Raw genomic sequence first — 14,799 nt, forward strand, 5'->3', positions numbered from 1 at the left:
TGATGTAGGCGATGCGGCCGGCTACTTCCCAGGCGCCGCGCCGGTGCTTTGACGGGAAACGAACTCAATCGGCAGCAAAGCGGTTGAAACGAGCGGCTTGCCGGAAATCGCATCGACCAGAACCTCCACCGCCCGCGCGCCCATCGCCGCTCCGGGCGTGCGCAGGGTGGTGAGGGCGGGCCGGACATAGGCTGCCACATCAAGGTCGTTGAAGCCGAGGACGGAGAGATTTCGCGGCACATCCAGCTTCAACTCGATCGCCTGCTGGATCAAGGCAACCGCGATCACGTCGTTCACCGCGAACACGGCCGTCGGCCGGTCCTCGCGCGACAGTTCCGGTGCCGCCCGGCGGCGGACCGCTTCGACGGTATAGTGCTCGGCCTCCCAGACCTCGGTGTGAAGGCCAAGCTTCGCCGCCGCCACTTCAAAACCGATGCGCCGGCGAACCGGGCCCGGCCAGCTCGGCTTCACGGTCATGACGGCAACGCGTTCGTGGCCGAGCTCGGCGAGGTGCCGGGCGGCCTGTTCGCCGCCATCCTCGTCCGCCGCAGCGACGCTGCAGATGAACTCGCGTTCACGGTTTTCCTGAAGCATCGCGATGGGGACCCTTTCGGTGCGGGCAATCCTTTGCAGGCGCTCCAGCTGGGTTTCCGGCATCAGCTCGGTGCTGCAGATCAGTGCGTCAGCGCGGCCTTCGCGAACCAGCCGTATGGCTTCCTCCTCCGCCGCGCCCTGCCGCGTGAGGATGGGCGTGACATAGAAGCCGAGTTCGCGCGCCTTGGTGGTGGCACCGTAGAGGAACATGCCGTGCAGCGGTTCCCACCCCTCCCGCAGCCGCATCTGCGAGTGATCCGCGCCATCTTCGAGCAGCATGGCGATAATGCCCGACTGCTTCAGCCGCAGGGCACGCGCGGCCGCGCTCGGGCGATATCCGAGCTGGCTGATGGCAGCCTCGAGGCGCTGGAGATTCTGGCCACGCGGTTTGAAGCGGCCGGTCAGAAAGTTGGATACGGTCTGCGCGGAAACGCCGGCCAGAGCCGCGACATCCGCGATCGTCGGGGGCTTCGTCTTCTTGTCCACCTGCGCTCCTCACCCTGCATTCGGCCAGTGCGACGTTAGTACGCGAGCCCTCACCAGAACAACGGCCTTGCGACCGCGTCAGCCAAGAATTGCGCGGGATTGTCGTCTGAAACCTTCTCGCGCATTCGGGTGCTCCACGCGGCGGCCGATTGATTTTTCCGACCGGCCGCCCTTGCGTATTTTCAATTTCGTGGCTCTAATGTTTATATCGTTAAAGTTTTTGCGGCAAGCCATTCGACTATCTCTTGACCCCATGAAACTTTGATATATGGTTTCGTATACGAAGTGGCGAATAAGCAGGGGAACGCGCGCCATGGATGACGATAGGCAAATTTCGACACAGTGCAGCCAACCCGCCCGCAGCGCAGCCGACGGGACGCTCGGCGCAGCCTCGATGCTGTTGATCGCCAAGCCGGCTCCGTGCCCTCACGATGGGGCATCGGCAGCTTGCGGCCGGCCATGCGGAGGCTGCACCCGGCGCGGCTTCGTCGGCGACGGCCCGATGGGAGGGTTTTGAGATGCTCAAATTGCTGGTGGGCCGCCTCGGCAGCGGCGCGGTGACACTCGCGCTCGTTTCCCTCATCATCTACATCGCCACGATCGCGCTGCCGGGCGATGCCGCCGTTGCCGTGCTCGGCAAGACCGCGACGCCGGAATCGCTCGCCGCCTTCCGCGCCGAGCATCATCTCGACCAGCCGGTGGCACTGCGCTACCTCGCCTGGATCGGTGATCTGGCCACGGGCGATTTCGGCACCTCGGTCGTCAGCGGCGAGCCGGCGGGCGAGCTCCTGGTGAGCCGGGGCCTCAGGACGCTGACGCTGATGGCCTTCGCCGTCGTCATCGGCTTTCCGCTCGGCACGGCGATCGGCGTCTTCGCGGCCGTGCGGCGCAACAGCACGGCCGATCACGCGGTCTCGCTCACCATGCTGGTGATCACCGGCATACCGGAATTCGCGCTCGCCGTGCTGACCGTGCTGCTGCTCAGCACCACGGTCTTCCAGCTCTTCCCGGCCGTGTCGATCTACAATGCGGACCAGCCGATCTTCGCGCAGTTCGACGTGCTCGTGCTGCCGATCCTGACGCTCTTGCTGACGATCCTGCCCTATATCGCGCTCACCATCCGCTCCTCGATGATCGAAATCCTCGACAGCGATTTCGTGGCCATGGCGCGGCTGAAGGGTGTGCCGGAGGGGCGCGTGGTGCTGCGCCACGCGCTCGCCAATGCGGCGGGCCCGCTCATCCAGGTCTTCGCCGTGACGCTGGTCTACATGGCGGGCGGGGCCATCATCGTCGAGACCGTGTTCCAGTTCCCGGGCCTCGGAAGCGCCCTGGTGGAGGCCGTGCGCAATCGCGATCTGGTCGTGGTGCAGGCGACGACCCTCATCCTCGCGATCGTCTATATCGGCGTGAACATCCTGGCCGACCTCGTCGTCGTCGCCCTCACGCCGCGTCTTCGCACAAAGGTGGCGGCATGACAGTCCTTCAAGCCCACGAAGACCATCCCGCACCCGTCGCCAAGAAGAAGCCGGCCGGCATCCTCCTTTCGACCCTCCGCACGCCGAAAGGCCGGATCGGCGCCATCCTGCTCGGATCGGTCGTGCTGCTGGCGATCCTCGGGCCCTACCTGACCGCGGTCGATCCGGAGGAACTGGTCGGCATCCCTTTCGATTCACCCGGCACGGACGGCCGCCTGTTCGGCACCGATTATCTCGGCCACGACACGCTGAGCCGCTTCCTTCACGGCGGGCGCGTCATCATGGTGCTGGCGGCCGTCTCCGCGCTTCTCGGCGTCGGCCTCGGCACGGCGCTCGGGCTCGTCGCGGCCTATGTGAAGGGGGCGGTCGGCGCGGTCGTCATGCGGGCGCTCGACGTGCTCCTGTGCTTTCCCGCCCTCGTGCTGACGCTGCTCGTCGCCTCGATGATCGGCACCTCGCTGCCGCTCGTCTGCATCGTCGTGGCGCTGTCGCATGTGCCGCGCACGGCGCGCGTCATCTATGCCTCGGCGCTGCAGCTCTCCGAGCGCGAATTCGTCGTCTATGCGGAGATGATCGGCGCGAGCCGCTTCGCCGTCATGCTGCGCGAACTGCTGCCGAACCTTGCCGGCCTCGTCGCGCTCGAACTCGGGCTCCGCGCGACCTGGTCGATCGGCATCGTCGCCTCGCTCAGCTTCATCGGCCTCGGCGTGCAGCCGCCGGCCGCCGACTGGGGGCTGATGATCAACGAGAACCAGCCGGGCCTCCTCTTCCAGCCCTGGCCGGTCATCCTGCCGGTGGCGGCGATCTGTGTCGCGACCATCGGCGCCAACCTCTTCACCGACGCCTTCAGCCAGAAGACGGCCGGCGTGAGCCGCACCATCACCTCCGGGAGCGAATGATGAACGTTGCGCCGAAACACCTCCGCGTGCCGGCGGACGAGACGCAGGCCGCCCTTGAGGTCGAGGGGCTGCGGGTCGATGTCGCCGGCTCGAAGACCAATATCGTCGCCGATATCGGTTTCAGCCTCAAGGCAGGCGAGATCATGGGCCTCGTCGGCGAGTCCGGCTCGGGCAAGACCACGGCGGCGCTGGCGCTGCTCGGCTATGCCAAGGTCGGCACCGCCATCACCGCCGGTTCGATCCGCATCCGCGGCGTCGATATCCTGACGCTGCCCTGGAAGGAAATCCGCCGCCAGCGCGGCCGCCTGATCTCCTATGTGCCGCAGGACCCCGGCGCCTCGCTGAACCCCGCCATGCGGATCGGCGCGCAGATGCTGGAAGCCCTTAACAAGGACGGCCGGGAGGCCGGGGCGGCCGAGCGGGTGGCGGAGGCGCTGGCGGATGTCGCCCTGCCGGCGTCGCCGGACTTCCTCAGCCGTTTCCCGCACCAGCTTTCCGGCGGCCAGCAGCAGCGCATCGGCCTTGCCATGGCCTTCATCGGCCGGCCGGCCGTCGTCGTCCTCGACGAGCCGACGACCGGCCTCGACGTCACGACGCAGGCCCATGTGCTGGCGACCGTCCGGGACTTGTGCGCACGCTACGGCACGGCGGCAGTCTATGTCAGCCATGACCTTGCCGTCGTCAACGATCTCGCCGACAGCGTGTCGGTCATGTATCTCGGCCGCATCGTCGAATCCGGCCCGACCGGCATCACGCTGCGCTCGCCGGAGCATCCCTATACGCGGCTCCTCATCTCGGCGATCCCCGATCCGACGGTGCGCCGCAAGCTGCGCGGCATTGCCGGCCACGCGCCCTCCGTCATGAACCGCGACGGCGGCTGCGTCTTCGCCTCGCGCTGTCCGGACGTGCTCGACGACTGTCGCCGCGCGGAGCCGCCGCTGCTGCGGCTCCATGCCGAGGAGCACAAGGTCGCCTGCCTGCGACGGCAGGGGGCGGAAGCCACCGTGCCGTTCCGCGTGCCGGACATCGAGCCCGCGCCGGAGAAGATGGAAAAGCCCGTGCTGTTGCGTGTCTCGGGCCTCGATGCGGGTTATGGCAGCGTCCGCATCCTGAAGGGCGTCGACCTTGCCATACGCGAGGGCAGCTGCACGGCCATCGTCGGCGAATCCGGCAGCGGCAAGACGACGCTCGCCAAGTGCCTCGGCGGCCTTCACACCGACGCCACGGGCAGCGTCCAGCTGCGCGGGGAGCCGCTGCCCTTCGGCGCCCGCCGGCGCAGTCCCGGGCAGCGGCGCGCGGTGCAATACATCTTCCAGAACCCCTACAGTTCGCTGAATCCGCGCCGCACGGTGCACGAGCTGGTCGCGCAGTCCATCGCCGCCTTCATGGAAAAGGGCAGGGCGCCGTGCCATTCGGTGGCCGACCTCCTGTCGATGGTGGCGCTCAACCCGCGTCTCCACGACCGCTATCCCCAGCAGCTTTCCGGCGGCGAGCGCCAGCGCGTGGCGATCGCCCGCGCCATCGCGGCGGACCCCGAAATCCTGATCTGCGACGAGATCACCAGCGCGCTCGACGTCTCCGTCCAGGCGTCGATCGTGCAGCTCCTGAAGACGCTGCACCGGCAATCCGGCACGACGATCATCTTCATCACCCACAACCTCGCGGTGGTGCGCGCCATCGCCGACCGGGTCGCCGTCGTCAAATCCGGCGCGCTCGTCGAGGAGGGGGAAAGCAACGCCGTGCTCGATGCCCCGCAGGACCCCTACACCCGAAATCTCCTCCAGAGCACGCCACGGCTCTGGTGGAGCTGACCATCCAAACGAGGAGACAGACGATGAATGCAACCAAGGCCCCCGATGTCCGCCACCTGGTCGATCTCGACCGCTACCCGATCGACGATCTCGAAAGCCCGAAGCGGCGCGAGATCATCGAGAACGCCAAGGCTTCGCTGCGCGAAAACGGCCTTGCATCCTTCCCCGGCTTCCTGACCGAGAAGGGGCTGGCAACCTGCGTCGCCGAGGTGGAGAGCCTGAAGAGCAAGGCTTACGCCCGCAATCTCCAGCGCTTCATCTATCCGCAGGAAACGCTTGATCCGTCGCTCCCGGCCGATCATCCGTTTCGCAAGCCACAGCCGCTGGTGCAGCGCATGCTGTCGGCCGACGTGTTCGACGGCGAGAGCGAATTGCGCAAGATCTACGAATGGGGCGGCCTGCCACCGTTCCTGGCGGAAATCCTCGACCAGAGCGTCTACCAGATCGCCGACCCGTTCCTGTCGCTCGCCGTGATCATGATGAACAACGGCCAGACCCACGACTGGCACTTCGACGGTAACGACTGGGTGGTGACGCTCCTGTTGCAGCGCCCGGAAAAGGGCGGCGAGTTCGAGTTCATTCCGCATACGCGCGACAAGAACAATCCGGGCCTCGACCGCGTCGAAGCCGTGCTGCGCGGCACGTCGGATGAGGTCATCTCCGTGTCGCAGGAGGCCGGCACGCTGGTGCTGTTCTATGGCGACCAGTCCGTCCACCGCGTCGCCCCCTCCTATGGCGAGCGGGACCGCATGGTCGCGGCCTTCTCCTACGACAACGCGCCGGGCTTCGTCTTCAACGAGAAGGTCCATATGAACGCCTCGGGCCGCACGACGCCGCTCTACGTCTCGCCGCGCCTCAGCGCGACCGCCGCCACGAACTGATCACTCCAAGGCCAGAAGGAGCCGGTGATGAAACCTACTTTGCTCATGCCCGCAATGGTGACACGACGCAGCGTTCTCCTCGGTGCGGGCGCTGCCGCCGCGGCGCTCGCCGGCCCCTCCTGGCTGACGGGCGCCCGGGCCAGCGACACTGCCGTCCCGAAGCGGGGCGGCACCTTCCGCGTCGGCGCGGAGGATGCGAGCGCCAAGGACAACCTGGACCCGGCGCTCGCCTTCTCGGGCTTTGCCGCCATGATGTGCCGGGCGATGTACGATTCCCTCGTCAAGGAGGACGCGACGGGAAAACCCTACGATTCGCTCGCCGAGGTCTTCGAGCCGGATGCGACCGCGCAGGTCTGGACCATCCGCATCCGCGACGGCGTGACCTTCCATGACGGCAGGGCGCTGACCATCGACGACGTCGTCTTCTCCATCACCCGCGCCATGGCGACGACCGGCTCGCTCGCCGCGCGCAGCCTGGAGGCGCTGGACCCCAAGGGCATCGAGAAGGACGGCAAGCTGACGGCGCGCCTGCGCCTGAAATATCCCTATTCCTTCTTCAAGCAGGCTTTCTTCCACCCCTGCCTCTCCATCATCCCGACCGACTTCGACGCGAAGACGCCGATCGGCTCGGGGCCGTTCAAGTTCGTCAGCTTCGAGGACCAGACATTCGTCGCCGAGCGCAACCCGAACTACTGGCTGGACGGAAAACCCTATCTCGACCGGATCGAGGTGATCGGTTTCGCCGATCCGACGACGGCGCGGCTCAACGCGCTGATGAGCGGCCAGATCGACGCCATGCCGAACGTCGCCTTCACGCAGGCGCGCACCATCGAGGCGCGGCCGGACCTGAAGCTGCTGTCGGCCGCCGGAGCTTCCTTCGAGCCGTTCACCATGCGGGTGGACCAGCCGCCCTTCAACGATCCGCGCGTGCTGGAAGCCTTCAAGCTGATGGTCGACCGCGAGCAGCTGGTGCGCAACGTCTATGCCGGCCGCGGCCGCATCGGCAACGATCTCGGCTGGGCGCAGGATCCCTATTACAATGCCGACATTCCCCAGCGCGCCTACGATCCGGACAAGGCGAAATTCCTGCTGAAGGAGGCCGGTCAGGAGAACCTCGTGATCGAGCTTCATCCCAGCCCCGAAGCGCCGTGGAATTCGGCGGCGGCGCAGGTCCTCGCCCAGCAGGCCAAGAAGGTCGGGGTCACCGTCAAGCTGGTGGCCTCGGCCGATCTTTCCAGCTTCTACGACCAGAAGTACCTCAAGGTCGAGTTCAGCCAGGACATGTTCGGCCCGAACCCGCTGTCGGTGACGGCCGGCTATTCGCTGCTGCCGGATTCGCCCTACAACGAATCCCACTGGAAGGACGAGAAGGCGGCCGAACTGTTCAAGCTGGCCTCCTCCACCGGCGATGCCGACAAGGCGCGCCAGTATCTCAACGATTTCCAGCAGCTCGTGCATGACAAGGCGGGCTGGATCGTCTGGGGCTTCCGCGATAGCCTGCAGGCCGTCAGCGGCAAGTTCGGCGGGCTGGAGCCGTCGCTGCGCGGCGTCAACATGCACGACCTGTCCGGCGTCTGGGTGCTTTAGGCATCCGGCCGATTTCCTCCCGCCTTGCGCATCGCCCGGATTTGCGGGCGGTGCGCAATCCGTTCCGCCATGGAGGCCGGCAATGCAAAGCTCTCCGATTCCCGCCAGCGACTGGTACGAGGTCGTGCCCTTCGCCGACGGGGTGTTCCTCATCCACGAACCGTGGATCCATCCGTTCTTCCGCTGCAACATGTGGCTCGTGCGCGGGAAGGAGCGGGATCTGCTGGTCGATACCGGCCTCGGTCATTTCAGCCTGCGGGCGCATGTGCCGATGCTCGGCGAGCGGCCGGTCGTCTGCGTGTCGAGCCATGCCCATTTCGACCATATCGGCAGCACGCACGAATTCGACCTGCACCTCGCCCACCCGGCCGAAGCGGAGATCTTCGCTGATCCGCGCCCGGAATGGACGCTCGCCGCCGGCTATGCCAACGAGGAGATGTTCATCGCCCCGCCGGAAGGTTGGGACAGCGTCGCCTACCGCGTCGAACCCTGCCCGGCGACCGGTTTCCTGGAGGACGGCGACGTCGTGGACCTCGGCGACCGGCGCTTCGAGGTCATCCACACGCCTGGCCATTCGCCCGGCGGCATCGCGCTCTTCGAGCAGGCGACCGGCACGCTGATCGCCGGCGATATTATTTATGACGGCGATCTCGTCGACGACACGTTCCATTCGGACAGGCAGGCTTATCGCGCCTCGCTCGACCGCCTCGCGACGCACCCCGTGCGCATCGTCCACGGCGGCCATTTCCAGAGTTTCGGGCCGACCCGGCTCAGGCAGCTGATCGCGGCCTATAAGGGCTGAGCCTCACATCACCTCGCGCAGGTCCGCCGAGGACTGGCGCAGATGCGCGACGATGCCGGCCCGGGCGGCCTGCGGATCGCCGGCCATGACGGCATCGGCCACCTGCTTGTGGAAGTCACCCTCGGAGGTTTTGGCGCGCAGGCGGTCGCGGCAATAGTACCAGAGCCGCACGCTGAGATTGAGATACTGGTTCAGCGAGGCTTCCAGGAAGGGGTTGTGCGCGGCGCGGTAGAGCAGGCGATGGAACTTCGTGTCGAGCGCGTTGATGCGGAGCTGATGCGCTTCGCCGAGCAGGGCCTCGACGCAGGCGGTGATCGCCCGCCGCTCCTCCACGCTGGCGCGCGCGGCGGCAAGCTCCGCCGCCAGCCCCTCCATCTCCACGCGCGCTTCGGTCAGCCAGCGCTCGTCGGCAAGGTTGATCTCGCTGACGAAGGTGCCGCGGCGCGGATAGACGACGATGAGATGTTCGAGCGCCAGGCGCTTGATCGCATCGCGCACCGGCGTCAGCCCGACGCCGAGAGCGCTCGCCAGCTCCGCCTCATTGAGCGGCGCGCCGGGGGGAAGCGCAAGCGAGATGATCCGGTCGCGGATGCTCTCATAGGCAAGGCCGACGGCGGAGCCCGCCTCGCGCTGTCCCTTGGCCTGCACTTCAAAAATTTCAGATCGCATCCGTCGTCCTGTCCCGGTCGGTTTTCCGGAAAATAGCGTTGACAAGCGCGAAGGAAAAGATAGGCTTACTGAAATTTCAGTTTTGAGATGAAAAAAACTTTAGACGTGAGGGTGAGCCGATGTCCCCATCGCAGACGGGCGTGGAACTGCGTTCCCTGGTATGCCGCTACGGCGCGGTGGAGGCCGTGCGCTCCATGGACCTTGCGATCGCGCCGGGGGAATTCTTCACGCTTCTGGGGCCGAGCGGCTGCGGCAAGTCGACGACGCTCCAGGCGATCGGCGGCTTCGCGCCGCCCTCCGGCGGGCGCATCCTCGTCGGCGGCGAGGACATCACCCACCTGCCGCCGGCCCGCCGGCCGACCAATTACGTGTTCCAGAACTACGCGCTCTTCCCGCATATGAGCGTGGCGGAGAATGTCGAATACGGCCTGAAGCGCCGCAAGGTGCCGGCGGCAGAGCGGCGTGTGCGCGTTTCGGCCGAATTGAGGCGCGTCGGCATGCAGGATTTCGCCGCCCGCCGGCCCGCCCAGCTTTCCGGCGGCCAGCAGCAGCGCGTGGCGCTCGCCCGCGCGCTGGTCAACCGCCCCGCCGTGCTGCTGCTCGACGAGCCTTTGTCGGCGCTCGATTTCCTGATGCGCAAGCAGCTGCGCGAGGAGCTGAAGGCGATCCAGCGCGATGTCGGCACCACCACGGTCTTCGTCACGCACGACCAGTCGGAAGCGCTCAGCATGTCGGATCGCATCGCGGTGATGAATGCCGGGCGGATCGAGCAGATCGGCACGCCGGACGAAATCTACGAGCGGCCGCAAACCCGTTTCGTCGCGGAATTCATCGGCAGCGCCAACCTGCTGCCGGGCAGGGTCGCGGAGGGCGGCTCCATCGTCCTCGATGCCGGGGCGACAGTGCGCCTTGCCGATGCCCTGACGCTAGAAGGGCCGCGCTGCCTCCTGATGGTGCGGCCGGAGCACATGTGGTTGGCGGAGGCCGGCGGTCTCGCCGCGACATTCGCCAAATGCACCTATGTCGGCGACCACCACGAGATCTCGGCCACGCTCGCCGATGGCGGCACGGTCACGCTCCGGCAGCAGGCGCGGCCGGTGCTGGCGCCGGGCGCGCCCTGCCGCATCGCCTTCGACGAGACGAAGGCCCACGTCATCCCTGCATCCTAGCAGGCAACCCGAGCCGCTCCCGCGGCCCCAAGCATCGTGAAAGAGGAAACCATGCCCAAGGACAACAGCACCGAATCCGCCGCAAAGAGCGGCGTCCAGGTCATCAAGTTCGGCGATCCGGCCAATGAATGGCACGACTACGGCGACATGCCGGGCGACCGCACGCCGGGCAATCCGATCGGCCAGCACGCTTCCGTCTGGAAATCGGCCGATGGCCGCGTGACGGTCGGCCTGTGGCGGCGCGACGCCGATTTCGGCGACCTGCTCGGCACCGGCCAGTGCTTCGATTTCGTCATCGAGGGCGATGTCACCGTGACCGACCAGCATGGCGTCAGCCACGTCGCCAATTCCGGCGACCTCCTGATCTACAACGAAAAGGACGAGGGCAGCTGGGAGCAGCCCGGCCCGATCCGCAAGATCTTCATCCACGTGCGCGACTGATCGATCATCAACCATCAAGCAAAAAGGGGAACGTCCATGCATAGTTATCGCTTCACGGCCAATCGCCGGCAGGCCCTCAAGCTCATCCTTGCCGGAGCGGGCGTCATGGGCGGCCGCTTCGCCATCCCGTTCTCCGCGGCCCATGCCGCGGAGAGCACCATCGTCTGGGCTGCCAATTCCGGCGAATGCGACCCGGCCGACATCGCCCGCTTCAAGGAGGAGACGGGCATCACGGTGGATTACCGCGAGGTCATCTCCGACGCCGACCAGTTCTTCGCCAGCGTCCGCCCGCAATTTTCCGCCGGCCTGCCGATCGGCTACGACGTGATCTGCATCTCCAGTCAGTATACCTCCTTCTACGCGGAGAACGGCTGGCTCGAACCGCTCGATCCCGCCGCGCTGCCGAATGTGCAGAAGAACCTGCTGCCCTCGCTGAAATCGGTGAAGCATGCCGATATCGCCATCCCCTTCGATTTCGCGCCCGTGGGCCTCGCCTTCAACCGCGCGCATTTCAAGGACGGGCTGGAGTCCTGGGGGCAGCTGCTCGACCCGGCGGTGAAGGGCAAGGTCGGGCTCTATGCGACGCCCATCGTCAACGTCGCCGCCTGGGGACTCTATCTCAAGGCGGAAGGCAAGATCGACAACGTTCCCGCCGAAATGACCCTCGACGAGGCGATGGAAGTGCTGGCCTTCCTGAAGCCGCATATCGAAAGCGGTCAGCTGCTGCCGGCGCAGGGCGAGAATGCCGGCCAGAAACTGTCGAACGGCGACCTCATCGCCGCCATGGCCCCGCCCGTCAACATCTCGCAGCTCGATCCGCAGAAGGTCGGCTTCGCCGTGCCGAAGGAGGGCGCGCCCGCCTATGTCGACCGGCTCGGCATTCCCAAGGGCGCTGCGAACCCTGAGGCCGCGCTCGCCTTCATCGACTGGTGGTTCCGGCCGGAAAATGCCGCGAGCTTCTGCCGCTACACGCTGCAATATCCCTATACGGTCGGCGTCAAGGAGGCGCTGGAGAAGATCGACCCGGCGCTTGCCGCCAATCCGCTGATCTTCCCGCCCGCCGACGTGCTCGACCGGCTCTACCCCTATCCGGCGCCCTGGGACCAGCGCGAGCGCGCCCAGATCGCCCGGACCTGGACGCAGATGATCAGTGGCTGAGATGGTCTCGCTCACAAAGGCGGCCGGCGCGCGCTCCTCCGGGGCGCGGGCCGGCTGGCCGGAAATGCTGCCGACGCTGGCCTGGCTCGTCGCGCTCCTCGTCCTGCCGCTCGTCTATATCCTGCGCATGTCGTTCAGCGCCGATCCCTTCGCGCTGACGGCGACCGGCTGGTCGCTTGCCAACTACGCGGATTCGATCCCCTTCTACTGGAACAACCTGCTCAACTCGGTGCTGATCGGCCTGTCGGCGACCATCCTCGCCTTCGCCATCGCCATGCCGGTCGCCTACGGCATCTCCTTCTATGGCGGCCGCTGGAAGGCGGTGCTGCTTTTCGCCTTCTTCGCGCCGTTCCTGACCAGCTATCTCATCCGCATCGTCGCCTGGCAGACGCTGCTCGGCGCCAATGGTCCGCTCTTCGCCCCACTCCATGCGGCGACGGGGCTAGAGGTGCGAGTGCTCGGAACGCCCTTCGCGGTGGTGGCGGGCCTCACCTACCAGCTCGTGCCCTTCGTGCTCCTGCCGCTCTACACCGCCTTCAATCGCATCGACCGCACGCTTTGCGCCGCGGCGGACGATCTTTACTCCGGCCGTTGTGGCGCAGGCGGGGCGACGCTCGGCATGGCCGGCGGCCTAGCCGTCGGTCTGCTGCTCGCCGCGGTGTTCTTCGGCGCGGGCGGCCTTGCCGCGCCGGGGCCGATGCTCTTCGTGCTGGCGGCGGCGCTTCTTGGCGCGGCGGTCGGCGGCACGATGACGGAGCGGTTCGCGCTGATCGTCTTCCCGCTTTCGCGCAACGGCTTCATCGCCGCCGCCGTGCTCTCCTTCATCCCGGCGCTCGGCGATTACGTCAATGCCGCGCTGCTCGGCGATATCCGCACGCAGATGCTCGGCAACGTCATCCAGGCGAAGTTCCTGGTGGAGCTGGACTATGCCGGGGCGGCGGCCCTGTCGGCGACGCTGCTGGTCGCCGCCATGCTGCTGCTCACCCTTCTCCTGCGTCTCATCCGCGGCACGGAGCTTCTCGATGTCGTCTAGCACCCCCACGAAACGGGAAGGCTTGGCGGTGCGCGCCATGATCGGGCTGGCGCTCGTCTTCATGTTCGCGCCCGTCCTCACCATGATCGTCTTTTCCTTCAACGATCCCGGCGGCCGCTTCAACTACGAACTCGGCACCTTCTCGCTGGACGCCTGGCGCGAGCCCTTCGCCGTGCCGCAGCTTGGCGTGGCGATCCGCAACAGCCTCGTCGTGGCGGCGGCCTCGGCGCTGCTGGCGGCCCTGCTCGGCACGCCGGTCGGCTTTGCGCTGGGGCGGCGCAAGTTCATCGGCCGCGGCGCGGTCTCGGGCCTCACCTTCATTCCGCTGGCGACGCCGGAAGTGGTGCTCGGCGCGGGCATGCTGATCCTCTTCGTGGCGACGGCGACGATCCCGCTCCTCAAGACCCTGACCGGCGGCCTGTTCTATCCGCTCGGCTTTCCCAGCGTCATCGCCGCCCACACGACGCTCGGCCTCAGCTTCGTCATCATCAACGTGCGCGCCCGCGTCATCGGTGCCGGCGTGACGCTGGAACAGGCCGCGCGCGACCTCGGCGCCTCCGGCTTCACCGCGTTCCGCACGATCTGGCTGCCGATCATCCTGCCGGGCATCCTCTCCGGCGCGCTGCTCACCTTCGCCATCTCGCTCGACGATTTCGTGCTGACCAACTTCACCGCGGGCGGAACGACCATGTTCCCGACCTGGCTCTACGGCCTGATGCGCCGCGAACTGCCGCCGCAGATCGCCGTGGTCGGCACGCTGATTTTCCTCGTCTCGCTCGGCCTCGTGGCGCTTTCGGCAAAACTCTCGGGACGGCAGCCGGCCTGACGTCCCCTCATTCTTCCCGGTCGAGCCGGCGGCTGACGCGCCAGCGATCCTCGCCCCGGTTCTCCAGCAGCCAGGATTTTTCCGCGATCGCCGTTCCCTTGCCGGTTTTGTAGGCGTCGATCGTCAAGGTGATCCGGTCGTCGTCGAGGCGTTCGACGCGCCCGCCCGCCACCGCGCCATCGCTGAATTCCACATGCACCGGCCCTTCCTGCGGAGGCTCGTCCGCCACGGCCGGGCATCCTGGATAGGCATGGCTGTCCATCATCCTGATCATTGTCTTTCTCCTTTCCGAAAGGTCGCAGCCGGGGAACGCTTGACCGTACATATTTCTTCATATACGAAATCATATATGGAGTTGTGACGAACGGCAATCTCCATTGCAACGCAACAACGAGGGATGCGGTTGCCGCCGCCCCCTGGAAGAGGTTTTCATGTATTACTTCGCCTATTGCACATGGCTGCATGACATCGAGATCGCCCGCTTCATGCCGGAGGCAAAGCCGGTGACCAAGGCCTATGCCGCCAACCACGCGCTACGCTTCCATGCGGCGGGCGACCGCACGGATCGCGGCTGGTGCCATTTCCTCGGCACGGCGGATGCCTGGGGCGAGCGCGCCGAAGGCGTTGTCTTCGAGCATGACGACACGCATTTTTCCGAGGACTACGACGATTTCGAGCGCTGCTGCGTGACGGTTCACGGCGAGGACGGCAAGCAGTACGATTGCTGGACCTACCGGCTGATCCGCCCCGGCATCGCCATGCGTCCGCCGAACTTCTACTGGGAGCATATCCCGACCGGCCTGAAGCAGTGGAATTTCCCGCCGGAATACATCGCCAAGGTGCAGGCGGTCTTCGATGCTGCCGCCGAGTGCCCGCGCGCCGACCGCCCGAACCCGTCGGCCATCCCGGGCAAGGGCGCCGACACGCGCTGACCCGACCGGCGGCGCCGGCCCGCCGGCGCCGCCGTC

The 14,799-nt window shown here is 66.6% G+C and carries 15 protein-coding genes; 12 read left to right on the forward strand and 3 right to left on the reverse strand.

Annotation, left to right across the window (positions count from 1 at the left end; translation table 11 throughout):
* Positions 1-21: 21 nt before the first annotated feature.
* A complete protein-coding gene (locus AABQ55_RS29525; protein WP_272808617.1) occupies positions 22-1,080 on the reverse strand; it encodes a LacI family DNA-binding transcriptional regulator in 1,059 nt (352 codons plus the stop codon).
* Between the two features lie 518 nt (positions 1,081-1,598).
* On the opposite strand from AABQ55_RS29525, the gene AABQ55_RS29530 reads away from it, so the two are divergent.
* From AABQ55_RS29530 to AABQ55_RS29555, 6 genes are all read left to right on the forward strand, one after another.
* The gene (locus AABQ55_RS29530) at positions 1,599-2,555 is read left to right on the forward strand and encodes an ABC transporter permease (RefSeq protein WP_272808618.1); all 957 of its coding nucleotides are present in this window, start codon (positions 1,599-1,601) and stop codon (positions 2,553-2,555) included.
* Positions 2,552-3,454, forward strand: a complete 903-nt coding sequence (locus tag AABQ55_RS29535; RefSeq protein ID WP_272808619.1) for an ABC transporter permease — start codon at positions 2,552-2,554, stop codon at positions 3,452-3,454. Before AABQ55_RS29530 ends, AABQ55_RS29535 begins: the two co-directional genes overlap by 4 nt.
* Positions 3,454-5,265 carry an ABC transporter ATP-binding protein gene (locus AABQ55_RS29540; protein ID WP_272808620.1) on the forward strand — a complete coding sequence of 604 codons (1,812 nt, stop codon included), beginning with the start codon at positions 3,454-3,456 and terminating at the stop codon, positions 5,263-5,265. Before AABQ55_RS29535 ends, AABQ55_RS29540 begins: the two co-directional genes overlap by 1 nt.
* 23 nt (positions 5,266-5,288) lie before the next feature.
* Complete coding sequence (locus tag AABQ55_RS29545) at positions 5,289-6,146, forward strand: 2OG-Fe(II) oxygenase (protein WP_272808621.1); 858 nt, start codon at positions 5,289-5,291, stop codon at positions 6,144-6,146.
* Positions 6,147-6,173: 27 nt separating this feature from the next.
* The gene (locus tag AABQ55_RS29550; RefSeq protein ID WP_272808622.1) at positions 6,174-7,733 is read left to right on the forward strand and encodes an ABC transporter substrate-binding protein; all 1,560 of its coding nucleotides are present in this window, start codon (positions 6,174-6,176) and stop codon (positions 7,731-7,733) included.
* Between the two features lie 82 nt (positions 7,734-7,815).
* The gene (locus AABQ55_RS29555) at positions 7,816-8,535 is read left to right on the forward strand and encodes an MBL fold metallo-hydrolase (RefSeq protein ID WP_272808623.1); all 720 of its coding nucleotides are present in this window, start codon (positions 7,816-7,818) and stop codon (positions 8,533-8,535) included.
* Positions 8,536-8,538: 3 nt separating this feature from the next.
* Here the strand turns inward: AABQ55_RS29555 and AABQ55_RS29560 are convergent, their stop codons facing one another.
* A complete protein-coding gene (locus AABQ55_RS29560) occupies positions 8,539-9,204 on the reverse strand; it encodes a GntR family transcriptional regulator (protein ID WP_272808624.1) in 666 nt (221 codons plus the stop codon).
* 119 nt (positions 9,205-9,323) lie between these two features.
* Between AABQ55_RS29560 and AABQ55_RS29565 the strand changes: the two genes are divergently transcribed.
* Genes AABQ55_RS29565 through AABQ55_RS29585 form a run of 5 tightly spaced genes read left to right on the forward strand, consistent with a single transcriptional unit; the run spans position 9,324 to position 13,831 of the window.
* The gene (locus AABQ55_RS29565; RefSeq protein WP_272808625.1) at positions 9,324-10,373 is read left to right on the forward strand and encodes an ABC transporter ATP-binding protein; all 1,050 of its coding nucleotides are present in this window, start codon (positions 9,324-9,326) and stop codon (positions 10,371-10,373) included.
* Positions 10,374-10,424: 51 nt separating this feature from the next.
* Complete coding sequence (locus AABQ55_RS29570) at positions 10,425-10,814, forward strand: cupin domain-containing protein (protein WP_244768659.1); 390 nt, start codon at positions 10,425-10,427, stop codon at positions 10,812-10,814.
* A 36-nt stretch (positions 10,815-10,850) separates the two neighbouring features.
* Positions 10,851-11,972 (forward strand): ABC transporter substrate-binding protein, encoded by a 1,122-nt coding sequence (locus AABQ55_RS29575; RefSeq protein WP_272808626.1) that lies wholly within the window; start codon positions 10,851-10,853, stop codon positions 11,970-11,972.
* Complete coding sequence (locus AABQ55_RS29580) at positions 11,965-13,005, forward strand: ABC transporter permease (protein ID WP_272808627.1); 1,041 nt, start codon at positions 11,965-11,967, stop codon at positions 13,003-13,005. Before AABQ55_RS29575 ends, AABQ55_RS29580 begins: the two co-directional genes overlap by 8 nt.
* A complete protein-coding gene (locus tag AABQ55_RS29585; protein ID WP_272808628.1) occupies positions 12,995-13,831 on the forward strand; it encodes an ABC transporter permease in 837 nt (278 codons plus the stop codon). Before AABQ55_RS29580 ends, AABQ55_RS29585 begins: the two co-directional genes overlap by 11 nt.
* A gap of 7 nt (positions 13,832-13,838) precedes the next feature.
* On the opposite strand, the gene AABQ55_RS29590 is transcribed toward AABQ55_RS29585, so the two are convergent.
* On the reverse strand, positions 13,839-14,105 hold the full coding sequence (locus AABQ55_RS29590) for a hypothetical protein (protein ID WP_272808629.1): 267 nt from the start codon (positions 14,103-14,105) through the stop codon (positions 13,839-13,841).
* A gap of 157 nt (positions 14,106-14,262) precedes the next feature.
* Here AABQ55_RS29590 and AABQ55_RS29595 point away from each other — a divergent pair, with 157 nt between their 5' ends.
* Positions 14,263-14,763: a gamma-glutamylcyclotransferase family protein gene (locus AABQ55_RS29595; RefSeq protein WP_272808630.1), complete on the forward strand. Its 501-nt coding sequence runs from the start codon at positions 14,263-14,265 to the stop codon at positions 14,761-14,763.
* Positions 14,764-14,799: the final 36 nt, after the last annotated feature.

It is taken from the genome of Shinella sp. WSD5-1 (assembly GCF_963942435.1).
GTDB classification, from domain to species: Bacteria; Pseudomonadota; Alphaproteobacteria; order Rhizobiales; family Rhizobiaceae; genus Shinella; species Shinella yambaruensis.

Coding starts and splice junctions, on each gene's coding strand:
- AABQ55_RS29535 (WP_272808619.1), top strand. CDS start 2,552: ATGACAGTCCTTCAAGCCCACGAAGACCATCCCGCACCCGTCGCCAAG.
- AABQ55_RS29570 (WP_244768659.1), top strand. CDS start 10,425: ATGCCCAAGGACAACAGCACCGAATCCGCCGCAAAGAGCGGCGTCCAG.
- AABQ55_RS29560 (WP_272808624.1), bottom strand. CDS start 9,204: ATGCGATCTGAAATTTTTGAAGTGCAGGCCAAGGGACAGCGCGAGGCG.
- AABQ55_RS29540 (WP_272808620.1), top strand. CDS start 3,454: ATGAACGTTGCGCCGAAACACCTCCGCGTGCCGGCGGACGAGACGCAG.
- AABQ55_RS29585 (WP_272808628.1), top strand. CDS start 12,995: ATGTCGTCTAGCACCCCCACGAAACGGGAAGGCTTGGCGGTGCGCGCC.
- AABQ55_RS29575 (WP_272808626.1), top strand. CDS start 10,851: ATGCATAGTTATCGCTTCACGGCCAATCGCCGGCAGGCCCTCAAGCTC.
- AABQ55_RS29545 (WP_272808621.1), top strand. CDS start 5,289: ATGAATGCAACCAAGGCCCCCGATGTCCGCCACCTGGTCGATCTCGAC.
- AABQ55_RS29565 (WP_272808625.1), top strand. CDS start 9,324: ATGTCCCCATCGCAGACGGGCGTGGAACTGCGTTCCCTGGTATGCCGC.
- AABQ55_RS29550 (WP_272808622.1), top strand. CDS start 6,174: ATGAAACCTACTTTGCTCATGCCCGCAATGGTGACACGACGCAGCGTT.
- AABQ55_RS29555 (WP_272808623.1), top strand. CDS start 7,816: ATGCAAAGCTCTCCGATTCCCGCCAGCGACTGGTACGAGGTCGTGCCC.
- AABQ55_RS29590 (WP_272808629.1), bottom strand. CDS start 14,105: ATGATCAGGATGATGGACAGCCATGCCTATCCAGGATGCCCGGCCGTG.
- AABQ55_RS29530 (WP_272808618.1), top strand. CDS start 1,599: ATGCTCAAATTGCTGGTGGGCCGCCTCGGCAGCGGCGCGGTGACACTC.
- AABQ55_RS29595 (WP_272808630.1), top strand. CDS start 14,263: ATGTATTACTTCGCCTATTGCACATGGCTGCATGACATCGAGATCGCC.